The sequence below is a fragment of the Streptomyces sp. NPDC008079 genome, from assembly GCF_042957385.1.
Taxonomy (GTDB): Bacteria; Actinomycetota; Actinomycetes; order Streptomycetales; family Streptomycetaceae; genus Actinacidiphila.
This window is the reverse complement of record NZ_JBIBIC010000003.1, coordinates 283,534-302,662: the sequence shown is the minus strand read 5'-3', so window position 1 is coordinate 302,662 and position 19,129 is coordinate 283,534. Positions and strand designations below refer to the sequence as shown.

The following is a 19,129-nucleotide window of genomic DNA, read 5'->3' as shown; positions in this document are numbered from 1 at the left end:
ATAGGCAATGGCTCGGTGACACGCCGCCTGGGCCCCTAGGATTCCCCCTATCACCTCAACCGGTCTGAATCGACAGGATCCCCATGAGCGACACTTCCTCCCCCTTCGGCTTCGAGCTCGTTCGGCGCGGATACGACCGCGGACAGGTGGACGACCGCATCACGAAGCTCGTCGCCGACCGTGACAGCGCACTGACGAGGATCACCGCGCTGGAGAAGCGCATCGAGGAGTTGCACCTCGAAACCCAGAACGCCCAGGCCCAGGTCAATGACTCGGAGCCGTCGTACGCGGGTCTCGGTGCCCGTGTCGAGAAGATCCTGCGCCTCGCCGAGGAGGAGGCGAAGGACCTGCGCGAGGAGGCCCGCCGCGCCGCCGAGCAGCACCGCGAGCTGGCCGAGTCGGCCGCCAACCAGGTGCGCAACGACGCGGAGGCGTTCGCCGCCGACCGCAAGTCGAAGGCCGAGGACGAGGGCGTCCGTATCGTCGACAAGGCGAAGGGCGACGCTTCGCAGCTCCGCGCCGACGCCACGAAGGACGCGCAGAACAAGCGCGAGGAGGCGGACGCCCTCTTCGAGGAGACCCGCGCCAAGGCCGCCCAGGCCGCCGCGGACTTCGAGACGAACCTGGCCAAGCGCCGCGAGCAGTCCGAGCGTGACCTGGCGGGCCGTCAGGCCAAGGCCGAGAAGCGCCTGGCGGAGATCGAGCACCGCGCCGAGCAGCTCCGCCTGGAGGCGGAGAAGCTGCGCACCGACGCCGAGCGTCGCGCGCGTCAGACGGTGGAGACCGCTCAGCGTCAGTCCGAGGACATCGTCGCGGACGCGAACGCGAAGGCCGACCGGATCCGCAGCGAGTCCGAGCGCGAGCTGGCGGCGCTCACCAACCGCCGCGACAGCATCAACGCTCAGCTCACCAACGTCCGCGAGATGCTGGCGACGCTGACCGGTGCCGCGGTCGCCGCGGCCGGTGCTCCGGCCGACGACGAGCCGATCTCGCGTGGCGTCCCGGCGCAGCAGTCCCGCTGATCTCCCGATCGGAAGCTCGGGCCCGGTCAGGAGCCGCGGCCGAAGGAAGGGCCAGAGCGTCTGAACACGGGCTGAAGCCTCTGAACACGGGCTGAACGTTCGCCGACGGGTCGCCCGACACCCCCGCCCATCCCGGGCGGGGGTTTCGGTTTACTCCGGGGCGGTTGCTAGCCTCGCCACCATGATTGAGTTGCAGGGGCTCACCAAGCGGTACGGGGACAAGACCGCCGTCGACAATCTGACCTTCACCGTGCGCCCCGGCGTGGTGACCGGCTTCCTCGGGCCCAACGGCGCGGGCAAGTCCACGACGATGCGCATGATGCTCGGGCTGGACAACCCGACCTCGGGCAACGTACGCATCGACGGTCAGCACTACGCGCAGCTCAGCGAGCCGCTGAAGTACATCGGCGCACTGCTGGACGCCAAGGCCATCCACGGCGGGCGGACGGCGTACAACCATCTGCTGTGCCTGGCGCAGTCCAACCGCATTCCGCGGCACCGGGTGGACGAGGTGCTGGAGACGGTCGGTCTGACGGCCGTGGCGAAGAAACGTTCCAAGGGCTTCTCGCTGGGCATGGGCCAGCGGCTCGGCATCGCGGGCGCGCTGCTCGGCGACCCCGAGATCCTGATGTTCGACGAGCCGGTCAACGGTCTCGACCCCGAGGGCATCCACTGGATCCGCAATCTCATGAAGGGGCTGGCCGCGCAGGGCCGTACGGTCTTCGTCTCCAGTCACCTGATGAGCGAGATGGCGCTGACCGCCGAGCATCTGATCGTGATCGGCCGCGGCCGGCTGATGGCCGACACCTCGATGGCCGACTTCATCGAGAAGAACTCCCGCTCCTACGTGCGGATTCGCACCCCCCAGCCGGAGCGGCTGAAGGACGTGCTGGCCACGGCGGGGTTCACCCCGGTGACCACGAGCGACGGCACGTTCGAGATCCAGGACGGCGACACGGCGCAGCTCGGCGAGCTGGCCGCGCAGCATCAGGTGGTGCTGCACGAACTCAGCCCGCAGCGGGCATCGTTGGAGGAAGCGTTCATGCAGCTCACCGCGGACTCGGTGGAGTACCACGCGGGCGGTGTGCTCGCGCCGCCGCCCGGTCCGGGCGGTGCCGCGCCGCAACCCGGCGCCCCGCAGTGGGGTGCGGACTGGCGCAACTCCGGCTCCGGGAAGGGGAACTGACATGGCGTCTCCTACCGCCGTCCTCCAGTCGGAGTGGACGAAGATCAAGTCGGTACGTTCCACGGTCTGGACGCTGGCGCTCGCCTTCATCGTCACCGTGGGTCTGGGCGCGCTGATCTGTCTGGTGGTCAACAACACCTTCCACGACAGGTCCGCCACGGACAGGGCGACCTTCGACGCCACGAACACCAGCTTCTTCGGCATGTCGCTCGGCCAGTTGGCACTGATCGTCTTCGGTGTGCTGGTGATCTCCAGCGAGTACAGCACCGGCATGATCCGCACCTCGCTTGCGGCCGTCCCGCAGCGCGGGATGTTCTACTTCTGCAAGGTCGCCATCGCGGGCCTGCTGGGCCTGGTGGTCGGCATGGCCACCAGCTTCGTCGCGTTCTTCCTCGGCCAGGCGCTGCTCGGCTCGCACAAGACGTCGATCAGCGACTCGGGGGTGCTGCGGGCCGTCTTCGGCGCGGGGCTCTACATGACGCTGATGGTGCTGCTGTGCGTCGGCGCCGCCGCGATGATGCGCAGCCCGATGCTGGGTCTCGGCATCCTGATGCCGTTCTTCTTCCTGGTCTCGCCGATCCTGTCGGCGGTGCCGAAGGTGAAGACGTTCGCCAGGTACCTCCCCGACCAGGCGGGCCAGAAGATCATGCAGGTGGTGCCGGATTCGGGCGACCACACCGCGTACGGCCCCTGGGGCGGTATCGGCATCATGGCGATCTGGGTGATCGTGGCGCTGGTCGGCGGTTACGTGGTGCTGGCCAAGCGCGACGCCTGACGCGGTAAGGGGCCGTCTTCCGGGCGGCCCCGCACGTCGGCCGAGTCCCGATTGTCGCGATGGGGGCACCTCCCGGGTGCAACTCCGGGGGACGGTGGGGGGAACCAACTCCCACCGGCTACGCTTCCTCCCTCACGGGGGCGAGTCGCCTCCGTTGCAGCGAGGGGCGGAGCATGATCCAGGCAGTCGGCCTGACCAAGCAGTACGGCGCGAAAACAGCCGTGTACAACCTGTCGTTCCAGGTACGGCCTGGCACCGTCACCGGATTCCTCGGCCCGAACGGCTCGGGCAAGTCCACGACGATGCGGATGATCCTGGGCCTGGACGAGCCGACCTCCGGCCAGGTGACCATCGGCGGAGTGCCGTACCGGCGGCTGCCGAACGCGCCGCGCAAGGTGGGCGCGCTGCTGGACGCCAAGGCGGTGCACGGGGGCCGCAGCGCCCGCCAGCACCTGCTCTGCGTGGCGCAGCTCTCCGGCATCCCGGCCCGCAGGGTCGACGAGGTGCTGGGCGTCGTCGGCCTCCAGGACGTGGCCTCCCGCCGCTCGAAGGGCTTCTCGCTGGGCATGGGCCAGCGGCTCGGCATCGCGGGCGCGCTGCTCGGCGACCCGGAGGTGCTGCTCTTCGACGAGCCGGTCAACGGCCTCGACCCCGAGGGCATCCACTGGGTGCGCAATCTGATGCGCAAGCTGGCGAGCGAGGGCCGTACGGTCTTCGTCTCCAGCCACCTGATGAGCGAGATGGCGCTGACCGCCGACCACCTCATCGTCATCGGCCGCGGCCAACTGCTCGCCGACATGAGCGTCAAGGACTTCATCGCGCACCACTCGACCGGCTACGCGCTGGTCCGCACGCCCGCCGAGGGCGGTGAGCGGGAGAAGTTCAGCAAGGCGCTCACCGACGCGGGCGCCGCCGTACAGCCGGAGCAGGACGGCGCGCTGCGCGTCACCGGCCTCGAACTGCCCAGGATCAGCGACATCGCGTACGACGCCGAGGTCCGGATCTGGGAACTGTCGCCGCACCAGGCGTCGTTGGAGGAGGCGTACATGCGCCTGACCAGCGGCGCGGTCGACTACCGCTCGACGCAGGACCCGCGCCAGGGCCTCCAGCACGCGGCGCCGTACGCCGTCCAGGGCCCCGGCGGCTACGCACCGCCGCCGGGAGCGCAGGGCTGGCAGCAGCCGTACGGGCAGCAACAGCCGTACGGGCAGCCGGGTTACGGGCAGCAGCAGCCCGGCTGGGGGTACCAGCAGCAGCCGGTGGCCGCGCCCGTACCGCAGCAGTCGTACGCTCACCAGCCGCCGCCGGCCGCTCCCGCCGCTCCCGCGCCTCAGCCCGCCGCACCCGCCGCACCGCCCGCACCCGCCGCCCTGAACATGGACAAGTCCGACAGCGAGGACGCCCGATGACCGCCCCGGCCCAGTTCCCGGCCTCCGCCCCCCACGGCGGCTACCAGCAACAGCAGCCGCCGCAGCCGCAGTTCGCCTCGCAGTTGCCGGTCGCGCAGACCACCCTCGGGCAGGCGGTGCGCTCGGAGTGGACGAAGATCCGCACGGTGCGCTCCACGGTGTGGACGCTCGGCGTGATGCTCGTCCTGGTCATCGGCATCAATCTGCTGGTGGTCGTGCCGATCGACCACAGCAACGACACCAGCGTGCCGGTGCTCGCGCCCGGCCTGTTCGGCCTGATCCTGGGCCAGTTGGCGATCATCACGCTGGGCGTGCTGGTGATCACCTCCGAGTACGGCACCGGCATGATCCGTACCACCCTGACCGCGTGCCCGCGGCGCTCGCGGGTCCTGACGGCGAAGGCGATCGTCTTCTTCCTGCTGTCCTTCGTGACCACCACGGTCGCCTGCACGATGACCGCGCTCATCAGTTGGAGCGTGATGTCCGGCAAGCGGGTCTCCGGATACGACCTGGAGGACCCGCACCCGGGCGTCGTCATCAAGGACGGCGTGACCGCCGCGAGCGGCACCGAATGGCTGGGCGCGACCGTCGGCGTCGGCCTCTACGTGGCGCTGCTCGGCCTGCTGGCGCTCGCCGTCGGCACGCTGCTGCGGCACTCGGCCGGGGCGATCACCACCATGCTGGGCGTCGTCCTGCTGCCGCTGCTGATCGCGATCTTCCTGCCGTCCAGCCTGGACGGGGCCCGCGACAAGCTGGTGCGGTTCTCCGCGCCCAACTCGCTGGCCTCGCTCTACCACTTCCCGATGATCGGCGAGGGCGACCAGAACGGCCTGCCCCAGCTCATCACGCTGGCCTGCGTCACGGCGGTGCTGCTGGGAGCGGCGTACGCGACCCTCAACAGCAGGGACGTCTGAGCGTCAGGGGCGTCTGAGCGTCAGGAACGTCTGAGCGTCAGGGGCGTCTGAGCACCGGCGCCGCCCGAGGCGTACCGGACGGCTCAGCCGCTTCAGCCGCCGCCGGACATGGCCCCGGTTCAGTGCCGGGGGGCGTTACGGGACCGCTGCACCTTGCTGGTGCGGCGGTCCCTCGCGTTCCAGCACGCCCGGTGCCAGTGCCGCCGGTCGTCCACTCCCCCGTACTCCCGCCAGGCCACCACGTGCCCGACGCCGGGCGGGATCTCCTGGTCGCAGCCGGGGCAGCGGTAGTGCTTGCCGGAGGCGCTGCCCGCGACCGGGCGCACCACCCACTCCTCGCCCTGCCACTCCACGGTGCTGCCGGCGCCGAACCCCGACTCCTGCTGCTCCGTACGGTCGGCGGGGCGGCCTCCGCCGGGCGGGCGGTTTCGACGCGGCGACACGGGACACCTCGCGCTCTGCTGGGCTTCGCGGACTCTCCGTCAAGGGTACGCGGCCGGTCGGTCCATACCGGAACACCCGCCTCGCGCACACCAGAACGGCTCATCTCCGATATGACTGCCGAAAATCATGAAAACGTCCCAGAAAGCCGTGCCTTTGGCACGTGCCAAGCGTTACCAAGGGAGGAGGGATGAGCAATGCGAGTTGGGACTTTCGTCATAGCGGCCCAGTTCCCCGGCCAGGGCCAGGGAGAGGCGCTGCACCGGGCGATATCCTCGGCCGAGGCCGCTGACGCCGCGGGACTTGACACGGTATGGCTGGCAGAGCACCACTTCGTCCCGTACGGCGTGTGCCCGTCGGCCGTCACCCTCGCCGGGCTGGTGCTCGGGCGTACGCGGCGGATCGGCGTGGGCACCGCGGTGAGCGTGCTGCCGACCGCGCATCCGGTGGCGCTGGGCGAACAGGCCGCGCTGCTGCACTTGGCGTCCGGCGGACGCTTCACCCTCGGGGTCGGCCGCGGCGGCCCGTGGGTGGACCTGGAGGTCTTCGGCACCGGACTGGCCGCCTTCGAGGCCGGTTTCCCCGAATCGCTCGACCTGCTGCTGCGCTGGCTGCGCGAGCCCGCGGTCGGCGCGGACGGTCCGCGCTACGCCTTCCGCGAGGTGTCCGTCGTACCGCGCCCCGACGAGCTGTACGACCCGGCGGCGGAGCCGGTGGCGGGCTCGGGGCCGCCCGTCGTGGTCGCCTGCACCTCCCCCGCCACCGTCCGGCTGGCCGCGGAGCGCGGGCTGCCGATGCTGCTGGGGATGCACTGCGGGGACGAGGAGAAGGCCGCGATGGTGGCGGTCTGGCGGGAGACGGCGCTCGCCGCCGGGCACTGCCCCGACGCCGTGTCGGCCGCCGGTCATGTCTCGGCGGGCGTGGCCCAGGTCGGGGACACCAGGTCGGACGCGGTGGAGACGCTGCTCAAGTCGATGCCCGGCTGGCTCCAGCGCGGGCTCGGCGCCCACCGCACGGTGGACGGCAGCGCGCGGGCCATGCGCGACCCGCACGCCTATACCGAACTGCTCTGTGATCTGCACCCGGTGGGTCCGCCGCGGCTGTGTGCGGACCGCCTCGCGGCGACCGCGGAACGGACCGGTATCACCCGGTTCGCCCTCCTGGTGGAGGGCTCGGGGGACCTCACCGCCACCTTGGACAATGTGGCCAGGCTGGGCGCCGACGTGCTCCCGGAACTGGCCTGATTACGCGGGCGGGTCCGGTTGCGGGAGCGGGCCGCATTGTGCCGACGCCCAGTGCGCGCTAGGGCCGTGACCGGCGGTGTTCGCCGGGCGGGGCGTTACGTCAGCAGTCCCTGAACTCCGGTGACTGGTTGAGCACTTGGGACCTGACGGAAGTGAACTTGCCGTAGCTCTCGGCGATCCCGGGGTCCACCGTGTCCAGTGGGAAGACCGCCACGCGGTGGCAGTTCTGGAAGGCGAGCCGCACCCCGAAGTGCCGCTGTAGGGCCCCTCGTATCGCGTCGCTGGCCAGTGCACGGAGCAACTGGCCGCGTTCCTTCTCGCTCGGCGGCGGCACCTGGTTGTCGGCGAAGGCTCCGCCGTCGACCTTGAGCTGTGCCACCAACGAGCTGATCATCTCCCACGCGTAAGGGAGGGACGTCCTGACGCAGTCGACGAATTCCTGTTCGTCGACCTCGCCTCGCTCGGCCTGTTCGAGGAGGGCCGGTGAGACGTCGAGCGACATGGGTACTCCTCTCGTGACCCCGTGATCACACGGAGCCAGACGGACGGGTTGCCGGCGGCCGGACCAGCGTTCCCGCACGTCCGGCCTCCGCTTCAACCGTAGGGTCGTTGGTCCGACCGCACCAGGAGGTAGCACACTTAACCGGCCAAGTTTCCGCAGTCGTCCGGAGTCGTACGCACAGGGGCGGACGGGACGTGCGGGGGCGAAACGTGCGGCGGTGAATCACACGGGGCCGAATCGCGTACGGGGCGGCGCGTCCAGTAGCGTTGCGCACCATGCGTCTCGTCATCGCCCGCTGCTCCGTCGACTACGCGGGCCGGCTCTCCGCCCACCTGCCCTCCGCCACCCGGCTGCTGCTCATCAAGGCGGACGGCAGTCTGTCGGTGCACGCCGACGACCGGGCCTACAAGCCGCTCAACTGGATGTCCCCGCCCTGCACGCTCAAAGAGGGCGACGACGGCGTCTGGACGGTCGTCAACAAGGCCGGTGAGCAGCTCATCATCACCATCGAGGAGGTCCTGCACGACTCCTCGCACGAACTCGGTGTCGACCCCGGCCTGATCAAGGACGGTGTCGAGGCGCACCTCCAGGAGCTGCTGGCCGACCGGATGGAAGTCCTCGGCGAGGGCTGGACCCTGATCCGCCGCGAATACCCCACCGCCATCGGCCCGGTGGACATCCTGTGCCGCGACGCCTCGGGCGCCACCGTCGCCGTCGAGCTGAAGCGGCGCGGCGACATCGACGGTGTCGAGCAGCTCACCCGTTACCTCGAACTCCTCAACCGCGACCCCCATCTCGCCCCGGTCCGCGGGGTGTTCGCCGCCCAGGAGATCAAGCCCCAGGCCCGCGTGCTGGCCACAGACCGCGGCATCGGCTGTGTCGTCCTGGACTACGACGGCATGCGCGGCATCTCCGACGACAAGCTGCGGCTGTTCTAGCCCGCCGCGCTGACCCGCCCCTAAGCCTCGCCGCGCTGGCTCGCCCCTTTGACTCGCCCCTTTGACTCACCCCTTTGACCCGCCGCGCTGGTCCGCGGCTTCGAGGGAGTCGAGCCGGCGCGGGAGGCGGGCGCCGGCCCGGGCGGGGGTCAGTCGAGGCAGAATTCGTTGCCCTCCGGGTCGGTCATCACGATGTGGCCCGGACTGAGGAGGGCGGGCTCGTGGCGGGCGAGGCGGGTGGCGCCGAGGGCGACGAGGCGGTCGGCCTCCTTCTCGTGGGCCGCCATCCGCTCGTCGCCCTCCAGGCCGGGGGCGGCGCGGACGTCGAGGTGGACGCGGTTCTTGGCCTGCTTCCCCTCGGGGACGCGCTGGAAGAAGAGCCGGGGCCTGACGCCCGAGGGGTCGACGGCGGCGGAGCGTTCGTTGCGCAGCTCGGGCGGTACACCCATCGACTCCAGGGCCTCGTCCCAGGACGAGAAGCCCTCGGGCGGGTCCTGGAGCCGGTAGCCGAGGGCCTCGGCCCAGAAGACGGCCAGCGCATTCGGGTCGGCGCAGTCGAAGGTGATCTGGATGTCGCGGACTTCCTGGTGCTCGTTCATGATCCCAGCGTGGCGCATATAGCGGACAGATACGTTCCGTGATGGCCGGGCGGTGTGGAACGATCACCCGATGACCGTAGAAGCGACGACCGAACGGGTGCTGCGGCTGCTGTCGCTCCTCCAGCACCGCTCGTCCTGGACGGCCGGTGAACTCGCCGCCGAGCTGGGCGTCACCGACCGCTCGGTGCGCCGCGACGTGGAGCGGCTGCGCGCGGTCGGCTACCCCGTGCACGCGGTCCCGGGCGTCGGCGGCGGCTACCGGCTCGGCGCGGGCACCCGGCTGCCGCCGCTGCTGCTGGACGACGACGAGGCCATCGCGACGGCGGTCTCGCTGCGGCTGGCGTCGGGCGGCACGGTCGCGGGCGCGAGCGAGGCGGCGCTGCGGGCCCTCGCCAAGCTCGACCAGGTGATGCCGCCCCGGCTGCGCGCCGAGGTGCGGGCCGTCCAGGGCGCCACCGACACCCTGGTGGGCCCCACGGACGAAGTCGACCCGGACCTGCTGATGACTTTCGCGCGGGCCTGCCGGGACACCGTACGCGTACGGTTCGCGTACAGCGGCCGGGACGGCGGCACGGCGCGCGAGCGTACGGTCGAGCCGGTGCGGATGGTCACCACGGGACGCCGCTGGTACCTGATGGCCTGGGACGTGGACCGCGACGACTGGCGCACCTTCCGGCTCGACCGGATGCGCGACGCGCAGACGACCACCTGGCGCTTCCGGCCCCGCGAGCACCCCGACCCGGTCGCCTACGTGCGGCGCTCCGTGACCGAGTCCCCGTACGCGCACCTGGCCCGCGTCCGGCTGCGCGCCCGGACGGAGCTCGTGAGCGACATGGTGCCGCCGCAGGTCGGACGCGTCGAGGACGACGAGCGCGACGGTTGGTGCGTCCTCGTCATCGGCGCGGATTCCCTGGAGGTGACCGCCGCCCGCGTGGCCGCGCTGGGCTTCGAGGCCGAGGTGCTCGAACCGCCAGAGCTGCGCGAGGCCGCCGCCCGCCTGGCCCGCCGCCTCGCCGCCATGGCGGAGGGCGGCTGACCTCAGCCGGTCGGCGCGACGGTGTCCGTGGGTGCGGGGCCGGTGGTTCCGGGGCCGGTGGCTCCGGCTTCCGTCGTCGGCGGGGTGAAGGGGCCGGTCCTGGTGGGGGCGGCGCCGGAGGGGGTGAGGTTCGGCGGAGAGGAGACGTCGGCCGAGGTGGGGTCGATGGGCGGAGTCGTCGTGTCCGTCGGCGCTGGAGTCGTCGTAGGCGGCGGCGTCGTCGGAGTTGTCGGCGGCGTCGAGGGTGTCGTCGGCTTTGTCGTACGCGTCGGCGGCCTCGACGTCTGCGTGTTGCGCGGCGGCGTCGGCGTATCGCCCGGTGCCGACGTCAGGCCGCCGTCTGGGGGCGTGAACGGGGCTCCGGGGGCCGTTGTCGGGCCGCCCGTCGTCCCGGCCGGTGTCGACGGCGTCGGGGAGGTGGCGGAGGCGGACGGCGAGGCGGCCGTGGGGCCGTCCGTCGAGGGATCGTCCGTCGGGGCGTCGGTCGAGGGGTCGTCCTGCTGGGCGGACTCGACCGGCTGGACCTGGTTGGGCTTGGGGCCGTCGCCCGAGGTGGCGCCCATGGTGACGATGGTGGCGAGGGCCGCCGCGAGCGCGACGCCGGTGCCGACCACCACCAGATTGCGGCGTCGGCGGTGCGTGGCGGGGCGCGCGGCCTCGCCCTGCGGTGCCGGGGCGCCGCTCTTGTTGATCACCGTCAGCGGCGTCGTGGCCGCCGTGATCGCGAGCGGCGCCGTACCGCCGGAGCCGCCCGGCGGGAGTTCGAGCAGCGCGGGCAGGTTCGGGAGGCCGCCGCCGTCACGGTCGTTGACCAGCGCGAGCGTACGGCGGCCGACGACGGTGCCCTGCCGGTCGGCGAGGGCCCCGCGCAGGGCGATGGACGCCTCCAGTTCGGCGCGGGCGCGGTCGGTGTTGCCGGTGCACAGCGCGAGGACGCCCAGCTCGTGGTGGAAGTACGCCTCTTCGGCGACCTCGCCCGACAGCCGTGCGGCCTCCTGGCCGATCCGCAGTGCCCGCTCCCAGGCGCCCCAGTGCAGCGCGGCGGCGAAGGCGGGCGCGACGGTGCGGGCGAGCAGGACGGCCGCGCTGGGGTTGCCGCCGTCGCGGCAGGCGGACATCGCGGCGAGGATCGCCTCGGACTCGGCGGCGGCGCGCTCGGGGCCGACCGAGGGGTGCCCGGTCCACCAGGCGTAGTGCAGGGCCGCGGTGTGCGACTGGACCGCGCTCAGCTCGCCGTCGGCGGTGAGCCGCGGCGCGAGCTGCTGGACGACTCCGGCGGCGAGGCGGAAGTGCGCGGAGACCGGTACGGCCAGGCCGACCGCGGTGAGTTCGCCGAGGGCCGCGTCGCCGTGGGTGTCACCGACGAGGGCGGGCAGGTGCGAGGGGTGCGGGCACTCGCCGTCGAGTGCCACGGCGAAGGCGAGGGCTTCGCGGGCCGATTCGCTCAGCCTGCTGGCGAGCAGTTCCGCGGGGGCCGCGCTCTCGGCGAGCGACGGCAGCGGCAGGTCGACGGGCGGGCCGGTGTATCCGGCGGGGCCGGGCTTGGGGGCGGACCCCGGTATCTCCGGTGTCGCGGGGGTCGCCGCGGTGTCCGGGCCGGCGGTGAGCGCGTTCGCGGAGTCCTCGGCGCCGTGCCCGGTGGGTGCGTCGGGACCCTGGAGTATGTCGAAGCCGGTGAGGTCGGGTATGGGCGGCGTTCCGGCGCCCTGCGGGCCGGTCGGCGAGCCGTTCTCCCACACCGAGTCGTCCCAGTCGGGCTCGGGCGGCTGGCGCAGCGCGTCCCGCTGCCGCAGCAGCGCGCCTGCCTGCACGAAGCGCAGCGGCAGGCCCTCGGACTCGAACCACAGGTCGGCCGCCCACGCGGTCTCGTCCTCGCCGAGGGGCCGCCCGGTGACGAATTGCAGCAGGTCGACGCAGGCGACGCGGGTCAGGCCCGACAGGAAGACCTCTTCGATCATCGAGTCGGCGGACGGTGTGGTGACGTCGGGTGTCGCGGACATCAGGAAGGCGCACTCGGGGGCCGCGGAGAGCAGTTCCTCCAGCCCCGCGCCGCCGAATTCCAGGTCGTCGATGACGACGACGGCGCCGGTGTCGCGCAGCAGGCCCGGCAGGTCCGCGCGGTCGGGGCGGTGGCCGTCGGTGGCGTAGACGGTGGCGAAGAGTTCCTGGAGCACGTCGGCGGGGGTGCGGCGGTAGCCGGACAGCCAGAGCACGCCGTCGGGGGCGAGGTCGGCGCAGGCGTTGGCGACGGATTCCAGCAGCGCGGTGCGGCCCGCGCCGGACGGTCCTGTGACCCGTACGGAACGGCCTCTGGCCAGCAGCCGGATCAGCCGCTCGCGCTCCTCGTCGCGCTCCAGCAGCGGCAGTTCGGGGGCGGGCGGTCCCGGCGGCGGCGAGGGGCGGCCCGCGGCCAGGTGCGCGACGCGCTCCTCGGGGGTGCGGCGCAGCGGCAGCGGGCGCTCGGCGGGCGGGCAGAGGGTGACCTCGGTGCCGTCGATCGGGTTGACGGTCAGCAGGTAGTCGGAGGTGGTGACGCGCAGCACGCGGGCGTTGCCGCCGCTGGAGGTGCCGCCCAGTTCCGGGGTGAGCGGGTCGCGGGAGGCGCGGGGGCCGCGCAGCGCCAGGGTGCTGTCCGTGAGGGCGGGCAGGGACCCCGTGGCGGGGCCGTGGCCGTTGCCGTGGCCGTGGCCGTGGTCGGCGGGGGCGCTGAAATCGGAGCCGGAGCCCGCGGCGAAGTCGGAGCCGAAGCCGGTTCCCGGGCCGGGCGTGGGGGCCGGGCCGAAGTCGGCGGCGAAGTCCGCGCCGTGCCCGAATTCGACGCCCTGGCCGAAGTCGGGGCCGGTGGCGGGGCGCGCGTCGGCGTCGGCGACCGTCAGGTCGTCGACGTCCGGTATCGGGCGTTCGCCCGACTCGCCGGTGCGGTGGTCCATCTCGTACGCCCCCCAGGTGCGTGACGTGCGGGGGCCCGATCGGGCCGCCCTGTGTCCGCTGCCGGACCCGGCCCGATTCCCCTTTTCTGGCGTACGGGGTGGCACGCCTGCTGGCAATCTGCGGCAAACTCTAAAGGCTGCCACAGTATTCATGAAGTGCCGGGGCCACGGTGCCGCCCTTACGTCACCTTTCGGCCTCGATCGCGAGGATTCGGTGCAGCCGGGTGGCGACCAGCAGGCGCTGCATTCGCGGCGGGACCCCGCGCAGCACGAGCCTCCGGTTGGCGCGGCCCGCTCTGCGGTGGGCGCCCATGATCACGCCGAGACCGGTGGCGTCCCACGAGTCCAGCTCCGTGAGATCGAGCACCAGGTCCCCGCGGCCGGAGTCGACGGCGGTGTGCAGGGCCGAACGGGCGTCCGCCGCGCTCCGGACGTCGAGGCGGCCCCCGACGACCAGCTCGGCGTGGTCGCCCTTGATGTGCATAGTCGCTCCCCGAGGAGTGCCGGCTCGTGGGCCCGGCTCGTGGCATGGCCGCCGCGGGACGGCGACGGCACGGATCATCCGTATGTCTTCACACAACTGACGGTCCGTTGTATGGAGAAGTTGCCGTCTGTGAGCGAACCGATACCGAATTCACTCCTGGGGGTGACGTTGTTTAGTACGCGTGCCCAGGATGCGCGTTCCATACGGTGCCCCGGTGCGGGTGGAAACTCAGTACGAGTAGAAGCCCTTGCCGCTCTTGCGGCCGAGGTCGCCCGCGTCGACCATGCGGCGCATGATCTCCGGCGGCGCGAACTTCTCGTCCTGCGACTCGGTGTAGATGTTGCCCGCGGCGTGCAGCAGGATGTCCACGCCGGTGAGGTCGGCGGTGGCGAGCGGGCCCATCGCGTGGCCGAAGCCGAGCTTGCAGGCGATGTCGATGTCCTCGGCGGAGGCGACGCCCGACTCGTAGAGCTTGACGGCCTCGACGACCAGGGCCGAGATCAGCCGGGTGGTGACGAAGCCCGCCACGTCGCGGTTGACGACGACGCAGGTCTTGCCGATCTCCTCGGCGAAGGCGCGGGCGCGCTCCAGCGTGGCGTCGCTGGTCTTGTAGCCGCGGACAAGCTCGCAGAGCTGCATCAGCGGGACCGGCGAGAAGAAGTGGGTGCCGACGACGCGTTCGGGGTTGCGGGTGACGGCGGCGATCTTGGTGATCGGGATCGCGGAGGTGTTGGAGGCGAGGACCGCGTCGTCGCGCACGATCGTGTCGAGGGCGCGGAAGATCTCCTGCTTGACCTCGATCCGCTCGAAGACGGCCTCCACGACGATGTCCGCGTCCGCGGCGGCGTCGAGGTCGGTGGTCGCGGTGATCCTGGCCAGCGCCGCCTCGGCGTCCGCCGCGTCCAGCTTGCCCTTGGAGACGAACTTCTCGTACGAGGCGCGGATGCCGTCGGTGCCGCGCTTGAGCGCCGCGTCGGTGACGTCCCGCAGGACCACGTCGTACCCCGCCTGGGCCGACACCTGCGCGATACCGGAGCCCATCAGTCCCGCTCCGACGACGGCGAGCTTCTTCGCCACGGCACACACCTCTCCATTGGGGCCGAGCCATTGCGGCCGACTGGCCGAATTCGCTGATCTCGCCGGACCTTAACGCCCGTTCACCTCCGCGCGCAGCAGGAAGTAAGCGGTGTCACCGTGTGTCCTTCGTCGCACTGGGCGTCAACCGGCCGTCGGACGGGGGCGGGAGACGGCCCGTCGGGCGGGCACGCTCTACGCTCGACCGTATGGTCAACCTCACCCGCATCTACACCCGTACTGGCGACGACGGCACCACGGCGCTCGGCGACATGAGCCGGACCGCGAAGACCGACAGCCGGATCGCCGCCTACGCCGACGCCAACGAGGCCAACGCCGCGCTCGGTGTGGCGCTCGCGCTCGGCGCGCTGCCCGAGGAGGTCGCCACCGTCCTGGTGCGCGTGCAGAACGACCTCTTCGACGTCGGCGCCGACCTCGCCACTCCGGTGGTCCCCGACCCGGAGTACCCGCCGCTGCGGGTCGAGCAGACCTATGTCGACCGGCTGGAGGAGGAGTGCGACCGCTTCCTCGCCGATTTGGAGAAGCTCCGCAGCTTCATCCTCCCCGGCGGCACGCCCGGCGCCGCCCTGCTCCACCAGGCGTGCACCATCGTCCGCCGCGCCGAACGCTCCACCTGGGCCGCTCTGGAGGACCACGCGGACACGATGAACCCGCTCACCGCGACCTACCTGAACCGGCTCTCCGACCTGCTGTTCATCCTCGCCCGCACCGCCAACAAGTCCCGCGGGGACGTCCTGTGGATCCCCGGCGAGAACCGCTGACACCAGGGGCCCGACATGGTCCAGACCTCTTGACCGGTGGTCCAGACCTTTCTAGGCTCCGGCTGACCCATACGGCCGGGGGTCGACACCGCCGCCCGTCGGCCTCCGGTCCTCACCGGGCGCGCCCGGGAATCCGCCCGGCCGAAACCCGCGCCGAGCGACGCACCGGCCCCTGAAACGCGCGAAGCCGCGCCTCCCAGAGGCACGGCAAGGAACAGGTGCTACGCCACGTTGACCCGCTGGCCGGGCGGCGCCGCTTCGAGCCAGGCGAGGAAACCCGTCAGGGCGTCGTCGCTCATCGCCAGCTCCAGCCGGGTGCCCTGATGCTCGCAGGAGAGCACCACCGCGTCCGACAGCAGGGCCAGCTCCTCCGAGCCCTGCGGGTCCCGGCGCCCCAGTACCTCGATCGCCGGACGCAGCAGCACCCGCCGCGGGCGGGGCGCGTACGAGAAGACCCGGAACCACTCCACCCGGTCACCGCTGTAGCGCGCGACTCCGTACACCCAGCCCTTGCCGCCACCACCGGCCGGCTCCGCGTCCTGCTCGGGAGCGGGGCGCAGGCTGCAGTCGAAAGTGCCGCCTGGCCGTTGGATCAGCCGGCGGCGCAGTCCGAAGACGAAGAGTCCGAGCAGCGCGGCGGCGATCACCGCGCCACCCACCTCAAAGGAGAGGATCACGTCCACCGACCTCCTCGCCTAGAAATGGGTTACTGCCCTTGCTGTACCGGAGCCGCGGACCGCCCCAGGAGGGCAGTCCGCGGCACCGTGGTCGTTCGGTCACGCCTGGTACGTCTGCTGATGCGGTTGTGGTGGTGCGGTTGCCCGGTCAGCCGGTCGCGCCGACCCGCGGACCGTCCTGCGGACCGGTCAGTGCGCTCCCGCGGCGGCGGCCAGCCGGACCTCGGCGCGGCGCTCGGCCGCGGCGTCGGTCTCCGACTTCGACCGCTCTAGAGCACGCTCGGCGCGCGCCACATCGATCTCGTCCGCCAGCTCCGCGATCTCCGCGAGAATCGAGAGCTTGTCGTCGGAGAAGGAGATGAAGCCACCGTGCACGGCGGCCACGACAGTGCCGCCGTCAGAGGTGCGCACCGTCACCGGGCCGGACTGGAGCACCCCGAGGAGCGGCTCGTGTCCCGGCATGATGCCGATGTCACCCGACGTGGTACGGGCGATGACCATGGTGGCCTCGCCGGACCAGACACTACGGTCCGCGGCGACCAGCTCGACGTGAAGATCGGCCAAGACGGCTCCTCGGGTTGGCACCCACCGTCCTCAGTGGATGCGTAAGACACAGAATAAGGGGTGCGAGAGGGGGCGGGCGCCCCGGGGCTTCGCCACGGGACTCGCCGCCCCCCTTTCACGCTGTCGCGCGCGCTCCTACCGACGCGGACGCGCGGCCTGCGCGAGGCTCCCGCGTCAGTTGACGCCGAGCTTCGCCGCGTTGGCCTTGAGGTCGTCCAGGCCACCGCACATGAAGAACGCCTGCTCCGGGAAGTGGTCGTACTCACCGTCGGCGATGGCGTTGAACGCGGAGATCGACTCGTCCAGCGACACGTCGGAGCCGTCGACACCGGTGAACTGCTTCGCCGCGTGGGTGTTCTGCGACAGGAAGCGCTCGATCCGGCGGGCGCGGAAGACGGTGAGCTTGTCCTCTTCGCCCAGCTCGTCGATGCCGAGGATGGAGATGATGTCCTGGAGGTCCTTGTACTTCTGCAGGATTCCCTTGACGCGCATGGCGCAGTCGTAGTGGTCCTGCGCGATGTAGCGCGGGTCCAGGATGCGGGACGTGGAGTCCAGCGGGTCCACCGCGGGGTAGATGCCCTTCTCCGAGATCGGCCGCGAAAGCACGGTCGTCGCGTCGAGGTGGGCGAAGGTGGTCGCCGGGGCCGGGTCGGTCAGGTCGTCCGCGGGGACGTAGATCGCCTGCATCGAGGTGATCGAGTGACCACGCGTCGAGGTGATCCGCTCCTGGAGCTGACCCATCTCGTCGGCCAGGTTCGGCTGGTAACCCACCGCGGACGGCATACGGCCGAGCAGCGTGGAGACCTCGGAACCGGCCTGCGTGAAGCGGAAGATGTTGTCGATGAAGAACAGCACGTCCTGCTTGGCCACGTCACGGAAGTACTCCGCCATGGTCAGACCGGCCAGCGCCACGCGCAGACGGGTGCCCGGGGGCTCGTCCATCTGACCGAAGACCAGCGCGGTCTGCGGCAGCACGCCCGACTCGGCCATTTCCGCGATGAGGTCGTTGCCCTCACGGGTGCGCTCGCCGACACCGGCGAACACCGAGACGCCCTCGTGCAGCTTGGCCACACGCATGATCATTTCCTGGATGAGCACGGTCTTGCCGACACCGGCGCCGCCGAACAGACCGATCTTGCCGCCCTTGACGTACGGGGTCAGCAGGTCGACGACCTTCAGGCCGGTCTCGAACATCTCGGTCTTCGACTCGAGGTCGTCGAACTTCGGCGCCTTGCGGTGGATCGCCCAGCGGTCGGTGACCTCGGATTCGGCCTCCGGCTCGTTCAGGATCTGGCCCAGGGTGTTGAACACCCGGCCCTTGGTGACGTCGCCGACGGGCACCGTGATGCCGTCGCCGGTGTCGGTCACCGGGGCCTGGCGGACCAGGCCGTCGGTGGGCTGCATCGAGATGGCGCGGACCAGGCCGTCGCCGAGGTGCTGCGCCACCTCCAGCGTCAGCGTCTTCGTGCCGGACTCGGCGCCCGTGTCGGCCACGTCGACGTGCAGCGCGTTGTAGATCTCCGGCATCGCGTCGACGGGGAACTCCACGTCGACGACCGGGCCGATGACCCGCGCGACGCGGCCGGTGGCCGTAGCGGTTTCAACAGTGGTGGTCATAGTGGTTAGTCACTCCCCGCGTTCGCGTCGGCCAGCGCACTGGAGCCGCCGACGATCTCGCTGATTTCCTGGGTGATGTCGGCCTGTCGGGCCGCATTGGCAAGCCGCGTGAGCGACTTGATGAGGTCTTCCGCGTTGTCGGTCGCGGACTTCATCGCACGGCGGCGGGCCGCGTGCTCCGAAGCCGCCGCCTGGAGCAGCGCGTTGAAGATGCGGCTCTCGACGTAGCGAGGCAGCAGCGCGTCCAGCACACCCTCGGCGGAAGGCTCGAACTCGTAGAGCGGCAGGATCTCGCCCTTGGCGGCCCGCTCCTCGGCACCGGCGGCGGCCGTCTCGTCCAGCGAGAGCGGCAGCAGCCTGGCGTCGACCGGGGACTGCGTCATCATCGACACGAACTCCGTGAAGACGATGTGCAGTTCGTCCACGCCACCGTCGGCCGTGTCCTTGAGCACCGACTCGATCAGCGGCGCCGCGACCTTCTTGGCGTCGCCGTAGCCGGGGCTGTCGGAGAAGCCGGTCCAGGACTCGGCGACCGTCCGCTCGCGGAAGCTGTAGTACGCCACGGCCTTGCGGCCGATGAGGTACGAGTCGACTTCCTTGCCCTCCGCGCGCAGCCGCTCGATGAGCCGGTCGGCCGCCTTGATCGCGTTGGACGAGTAACCGCCCGCCAGACCGCGGTCGCTCGTGACGAGCAGGACCGCGGCGCGGCTCGGGTTCTCGGCCTCGGTGGTCAGCGGGTGCTTGGTGTTGGAGCCGGTCGCCACCGCCGTGACCGCACGGGTCAGTTCATCGGCGTACGGGGACGAGGCCGCCACCTGGCGCTGCGCCTTGACGATGCGCGAGGCGGCGATCATCTCCATCGCCTTGGTGATCTTCTTCGTGGCGGTGACGGACTTGATCCGGCGCTTGTAAACCCGAATCTGTGCGCCCATGCG

At 71.3% G+C, this 19,129-nt stretch carries 19 protein-coding genes; 9 read left to right on the top strand and 10 right to left on the bottom strand.

The window, feature by feature from the left end; all coding sequences use genetic code 11:
• The first annotated feature begins 83 nt into the window (after positions 1 to 83).
• The 5 genes from ACFZAM_RS10700 to ACFZAM_RS10680 all read left to right on the top strand — a co-directional run bounded on the left by ACFZAM_RS10700 (position 84) and on the right by ACFZAM_RS10680 (position 5,306).
• Positions 84 to 1,022: a cellulose-binding protein gene (locus ACFZAM_RS10700; protein ID WP_188281921.1), complete on the top strand. Its 939-nt coding sequence runs from the start codon at positions 84 to 86 to the stop codon at positions 1,020 to 1,022.
• A 181-nt stretch (positions 1,023 to 1,203) separates the two neighbouring features.
• Positions 1,204 to 2,208, top strand: a complete 1,005-nt coding sequence (locus tag ACFZAM_RS10695) for an ATP-binding cassette domain-containing protein (protein ID WP_391044606.1) — start codon at positions 1,204 to 1,206, stop codon at positions 2,206 to 2,208.
• Position 2,209: 1 nt separating this feature from the next.
• Positions 2,210 to 2,983, top strand: a complete 774-nt coding sequence (locus ACFZAM_RS10690; RefSeq protein ID WP_355344138.1) for an ABC transporter permease — start codon at positions 2,210 to 2,212, stop codon at positions 2,981 to 2,983.
• A 173-nt stretch (positions 2,984 to 3,156) separates the two neighbouring features.
• Positions 3,157 to 4,392, top strand: coding sequence for an ATP-binding cassette domain-containing protein (locus ACFZAM_RS10685; RefSeq protein ID WP_391044604.1), 1,236 nt, complete (start codon positions 3,157 to 3,159; stop codon positions 4,390 to 4,392).
• The gene (locus ACFZAM_RS10680; protein ID WP_391044602.1) at positions 4,389 to 5,306 is read left to right on the top strand and encodes an ABC transporter permease; all 918 of its coding nucleotides are present in this window, start codon (positions 4,389 to 4,391) and stop codon (positions 5,304 to 5,306) included. Before ACFZAM_RS10685 ends, ACFZAM_RS10680 begins: the two co-directional genes overlap by 4 nt.
• Before the next feature lie 119 nt (positions 5,307 to 5,425).
• Here the strand turns inward: ACFZAM_RS10680 and ACFZAM_RS10675 are convergent, their stop codons facing one another.
• Positions 5,426 to 5,749 (bottom strand): ATP/GTP-binding protein, encoded by a 324-nt coding sequence (locus ACFZAM_RS10675; RefSeq protein ID WP_355344147.1) that lies wholly within the window; start codon positions 5,747 to 5,749, stop codon positions 5,426 to 5,428.
• A gap of 195 nt (positions 5,750 to 5,944) precedes the next feature.
• Here ACFZAM_RS10675 and ACFZAM_RS10670 point away from each other — a divergent pair, with 195 nt between their 5' ends.
• Positions 5,945 to 6,991 (top strand): LLM class flavin-dependent oxidoreductase, encoded by a 1,047-nt coding sequence (locus tag ACFZAM_RS10670; protein WP_391044600.1) that lies wholly within the window; start codon positions 5,945 to 5,947, stop codon positions 6,989 to 6,991.
• Positions 6,992 to 7,091: 100 nt separating this feature from the next.
• On the opposite strand, the gene ACFZAM_RS10665 is transcribed toward ACFZAM_RS10670, so the two are convergent.
• The gene (locus ACFZAM_RS10665; RefSeq protein WP_188281928.1) at positions 7,092 to 7,493 is read right to left on the bottom strand and encodes an SCO5389 family protein; all 402 of its coding nucleotides are present in this window, start codon (positions 7,491 to 7,493) and stop codon (positions 7,092 to 7,094) included.
• Positions 7,494 to 7,768: 275 nt separating this feature from the next.
• On the opposite strand from ACFZAM_RS10665, the gene nucS reads away from it, so the two are divergent.
• Positions 7,769 to 8,431, top strand: a complete 663-nt coding sequence (gene nucS, locus ACFZAM_RS10660; RefSeq protein ID WP_355344154.1) for an endonuclease NucS — start codon at positions 7,769 to 7,771, stop codon at positions 8,429 to 8,431.
• Between the two features lie 149 nt (positions 8,432 to 8,580).
• On the opposite strand, the gene ACFZAM_RS10655 is transcribed toward nucS, so the two are convergent.
• Positions 8,581 to 9,030, bottom strand: a complete 450-nt coding sequence (locus ACFZAM_RS10655) for a VOC family protein (RefSeq protein ID WP_355344157.1) — start codon at positions 9,028 to 9,030, stop codon at positions 8,581 to 8,583.
• Between the two features lie 70 nt (positions 9,031 to 9,100).
• Here ACFZAM_RS10655 and ACFZAM_RS10650 point away from each other — a divergent pair, with 70 nt between their 5' ends.
• Entirely contained in the window at positions 9,101 to 10,066 is a 966-nt protein-coding gene (locus tag ACFZAM_RS10650; protein WP_355344160.1) for a YafY family protein, read from the top strand.
• Positions 10,067 to 10,068: 2 nt separating this feature from the next.
• Here ACFZAM_RS10650 and ACFZAM_RS10645 read toward each other — a convergent pair whose 3' ends face one another.
• The 3 genes from ACFZAM_RS10645 to ACFZAM_RS10635 all read right to left on the bottom strand — a co-directional run bounded on the left by ACFZAM_RS10645 (position 10,069) and on the right by ACFZAM_RS10635 (position 14,557).
• Positions 10,069 to 12,996 (bottom strand): ATP-binding protein, encoded by a 2,928-nt coding sequence (locus ACFZAM_RS10645; RefSeq protein WP_391044596.1) that lies wholly within the window; start codon positions 12,994 to 12,996, stop codon positions 10,069 to 10,071.
• 184 nt (positions 12,997 to 13,180) lie between these two features.
• Positions 13,181 to 13,480 carry an STAS domain-containing protein gene (locus ACFZAM_RS10640; RefSeq protein ID WP_188281939.1) on the bottom strand — a complete coding sequence of 100 codons (300 nt, stop codon included), beginning with the start codon at positions 13,478 to 13,480 and terminating at the stop codon, positions 13,181 to 13,183.
• 228 nt (positions 13,481 to 13,708) lie between these two features.
• Positions 13,709 to 14,557 carry a 3-hydroxyacyl-CoA dehydrogenase family protein gene (locus ACFZAM_RS10635; protein ID WP_355344167.1) on the bottom strand — a complete coding sequence of 283 codons (849 nt, stop codon included), beginning with the start codon at positions 14,555 to 14,557 and terminating at the stop codon, positions 13,709 to 13,711.
• A gap of 206 nt (positions 14,558 to 14,763) precedes the next feature.
• Between ACFZAM_RS10635 and ACFZAM_RS10630 the strand changes: the two genes are divergently transcribed.
• Positions 14,764 to 15,336, top strand: coding sequence for a cob(I)yrinic acid a,c-diamide adenosyltransferase (locus tag ACFZAM_RS10630; protein ID WP_355344170.1), 573 nt, complete (start codon positions 14,764 to 14,766; stop codon positions 15,334 to 15,336).
• 221 nt (positions 15,337 to 15,557) lie between these two features.
• Here ACFZAM_RS10630 and ACFZAM_RS10625 read toward each other — a convergent pair whose 3' ends face one another.
• The 4 genes from ACFZAM_RS10625 to ACFZAM_RS10610 all read right to left on the bottom strand — a co-directional run bounded on the left by ACFZAM_RS10625 (position 15,558) and on the right by ACFZAM_RS10610 (position 19,126).
• On the bottom strand, positions 15,558 to 16,013 hold the full coding sequence (locus tag ACFZAM_RS10625; protein ID WP_391044592.1) for a DUF2550 family protein: 456 nt from the start codon (positions 16,011 to 16,013) through the stop codon (positions 15,558 to 15,560).
• Positions 16,014 to 16,202: 189 nt separating this feature from the next.
• Entirely contained in the window at positions 16,203 to 16,577 is a 375-nt protein-coding gene (locus tag ACFZAM_RS10620) for a F0F1 ATP synthase subunit epsilon (RefSeq protein WP_355344176.1), read from the bottom strand.
• Between the two features lie 174 nt (positions 16,578 to 16,751).
• Positions 16,752 to 18,194 carry a F0F1 ATP synthase subunit beta gene (gene atpD, locus ACFZAM_RS10615; protein WP_355344179.1) on the bottom strand — a complete coding sequence of 481 codons (1,443 nt, stop codon included), beginning with the start codon at positions 18,192 to 18,194 and terminating at the stop codon, positions 16,752 to 16,754.
• Between the two features lie 5 nt (positions 18,195 to 18,199).
• Positions 18,200 to 19,126, bottom strand: coding sequence for a F0F1 ATP synthase subunit gamma (locus tag ACFZAM_RS10610; RefSeq protein WP_391044588.1), 927 nt, complete (start codon positions 19,124 to 19,126; stop codon positions 18,200 to 18,202).
• Positions 19,127 to 19,129 lie beyond the last annotated feature (3 nt).

Bases quoted from the DNA above. Each gene is read 5' to 3' on its own strand.
- ACFZAM_RS10680 (WP_391044602.1), top strand. From the start codon at position 4,389: ATGACCGCCCCGGCCCAGTTCCCGGCCTCCGCCCCCCACGGCGGCTAC.
- ACFZAM_RS10640 (WP_188281939.1), bottom strand. From the start codon at position 13,480: ATGCACATCAAGGGCGACCACGCCGAGCTGGTCGTCGGGGGCCGCCTC.
- ACFZAM_RS10610 (WP_391044588.1), bottom strand. From the start codon at position 19,126: ATGGGCGCACAGATTCGGGTTTACAAGCGCCGGATCAAGTCCGTCACC.
- ACFZAM_RS10700 (WP_188281921.1), top strand. From the start codon at position 84: ATGAGCGACACTTCCTCCCCCTTCGGCTTCGAGCTCGTTCGGCGCGGA.
- ACFZAM_RS10670 (WP_391044600.1), top strand. From the start codon at position 5,945: ATGCGAGTTGGGACTTTCGTCATAGCGGCCCAGTTCCCCGGCCAGGGC.
- ACFZAM_RS10650 (WP_355344160.1), top strand. From the start codon at position 9,101: ATGACCGTAGAAGCGACGACCGAACGGGTGCTGCGGCTGCTGTCGCTC.
- ACFZAM_RS10690 (WP_355344138.1), top strand. From the start codon at position 2,210: ATGGCGTCTCCTACCGCCGTCCTCCAGTCGGAGTGGACGAAGATCAAG.
- nucS (WP_355344154.1), top strand. From the start codon at position 7,769: ATGCGTCTCGTCATCGCCCGCTGCTCCGTCGACTACGCGGGCCGGCTC.
- ACFZAM_RS10665 (WP_188281928.1), bottom strand. From the start codon at position 7,493: ATGTCGCTCGACGTCTCACCGGCCCTCCTCGAACAGGCCGAGCGAGGC.
- ACFZAM_RS10695 (WP_391044606.1), top strand. From the start codon at position 1,204: ATGATTGAGTTGCAGGGGCTCACCAAGCGGTACGGGGACAAGACCGCC.
- ACFZAM_RS10645 (WP_391044596.1), bottom strand. From the start codon at position 12,996: ATGGACCACCGCACCGGCGAGTCGGGCGAACGCCCGATACCGGACGTC.
- ACFZAM_RS10630 (WP_355344170.1), top strand. From the start codon at position 14,764: ATGGTCAACCTCACCCGCATCTACACCCGTACTGGCGACGACGGCACC.
- ACFZAM_RS10685 (WP_391044604.1), top strand. From the start codon at position 3,157: ATGATCCAGGCAGTCGGCCTGACCAAGCAGTACGGCGCGAAAACAGCC.
- ACFZAM_RS10655 (WP_355344157.1), bottom strand. From the start codon at position 9,030: ATGAACGAGCACCAGGAAGTCCGCGACATCCAGATCACCTTCGACTGC.
- atpD (WP_355344179.1), bottom strand. From the start codon at position 18,194: ATGACCACCACTGTTGAAACCGCTACGGCCACCGGCCGCGTCGCGCGG.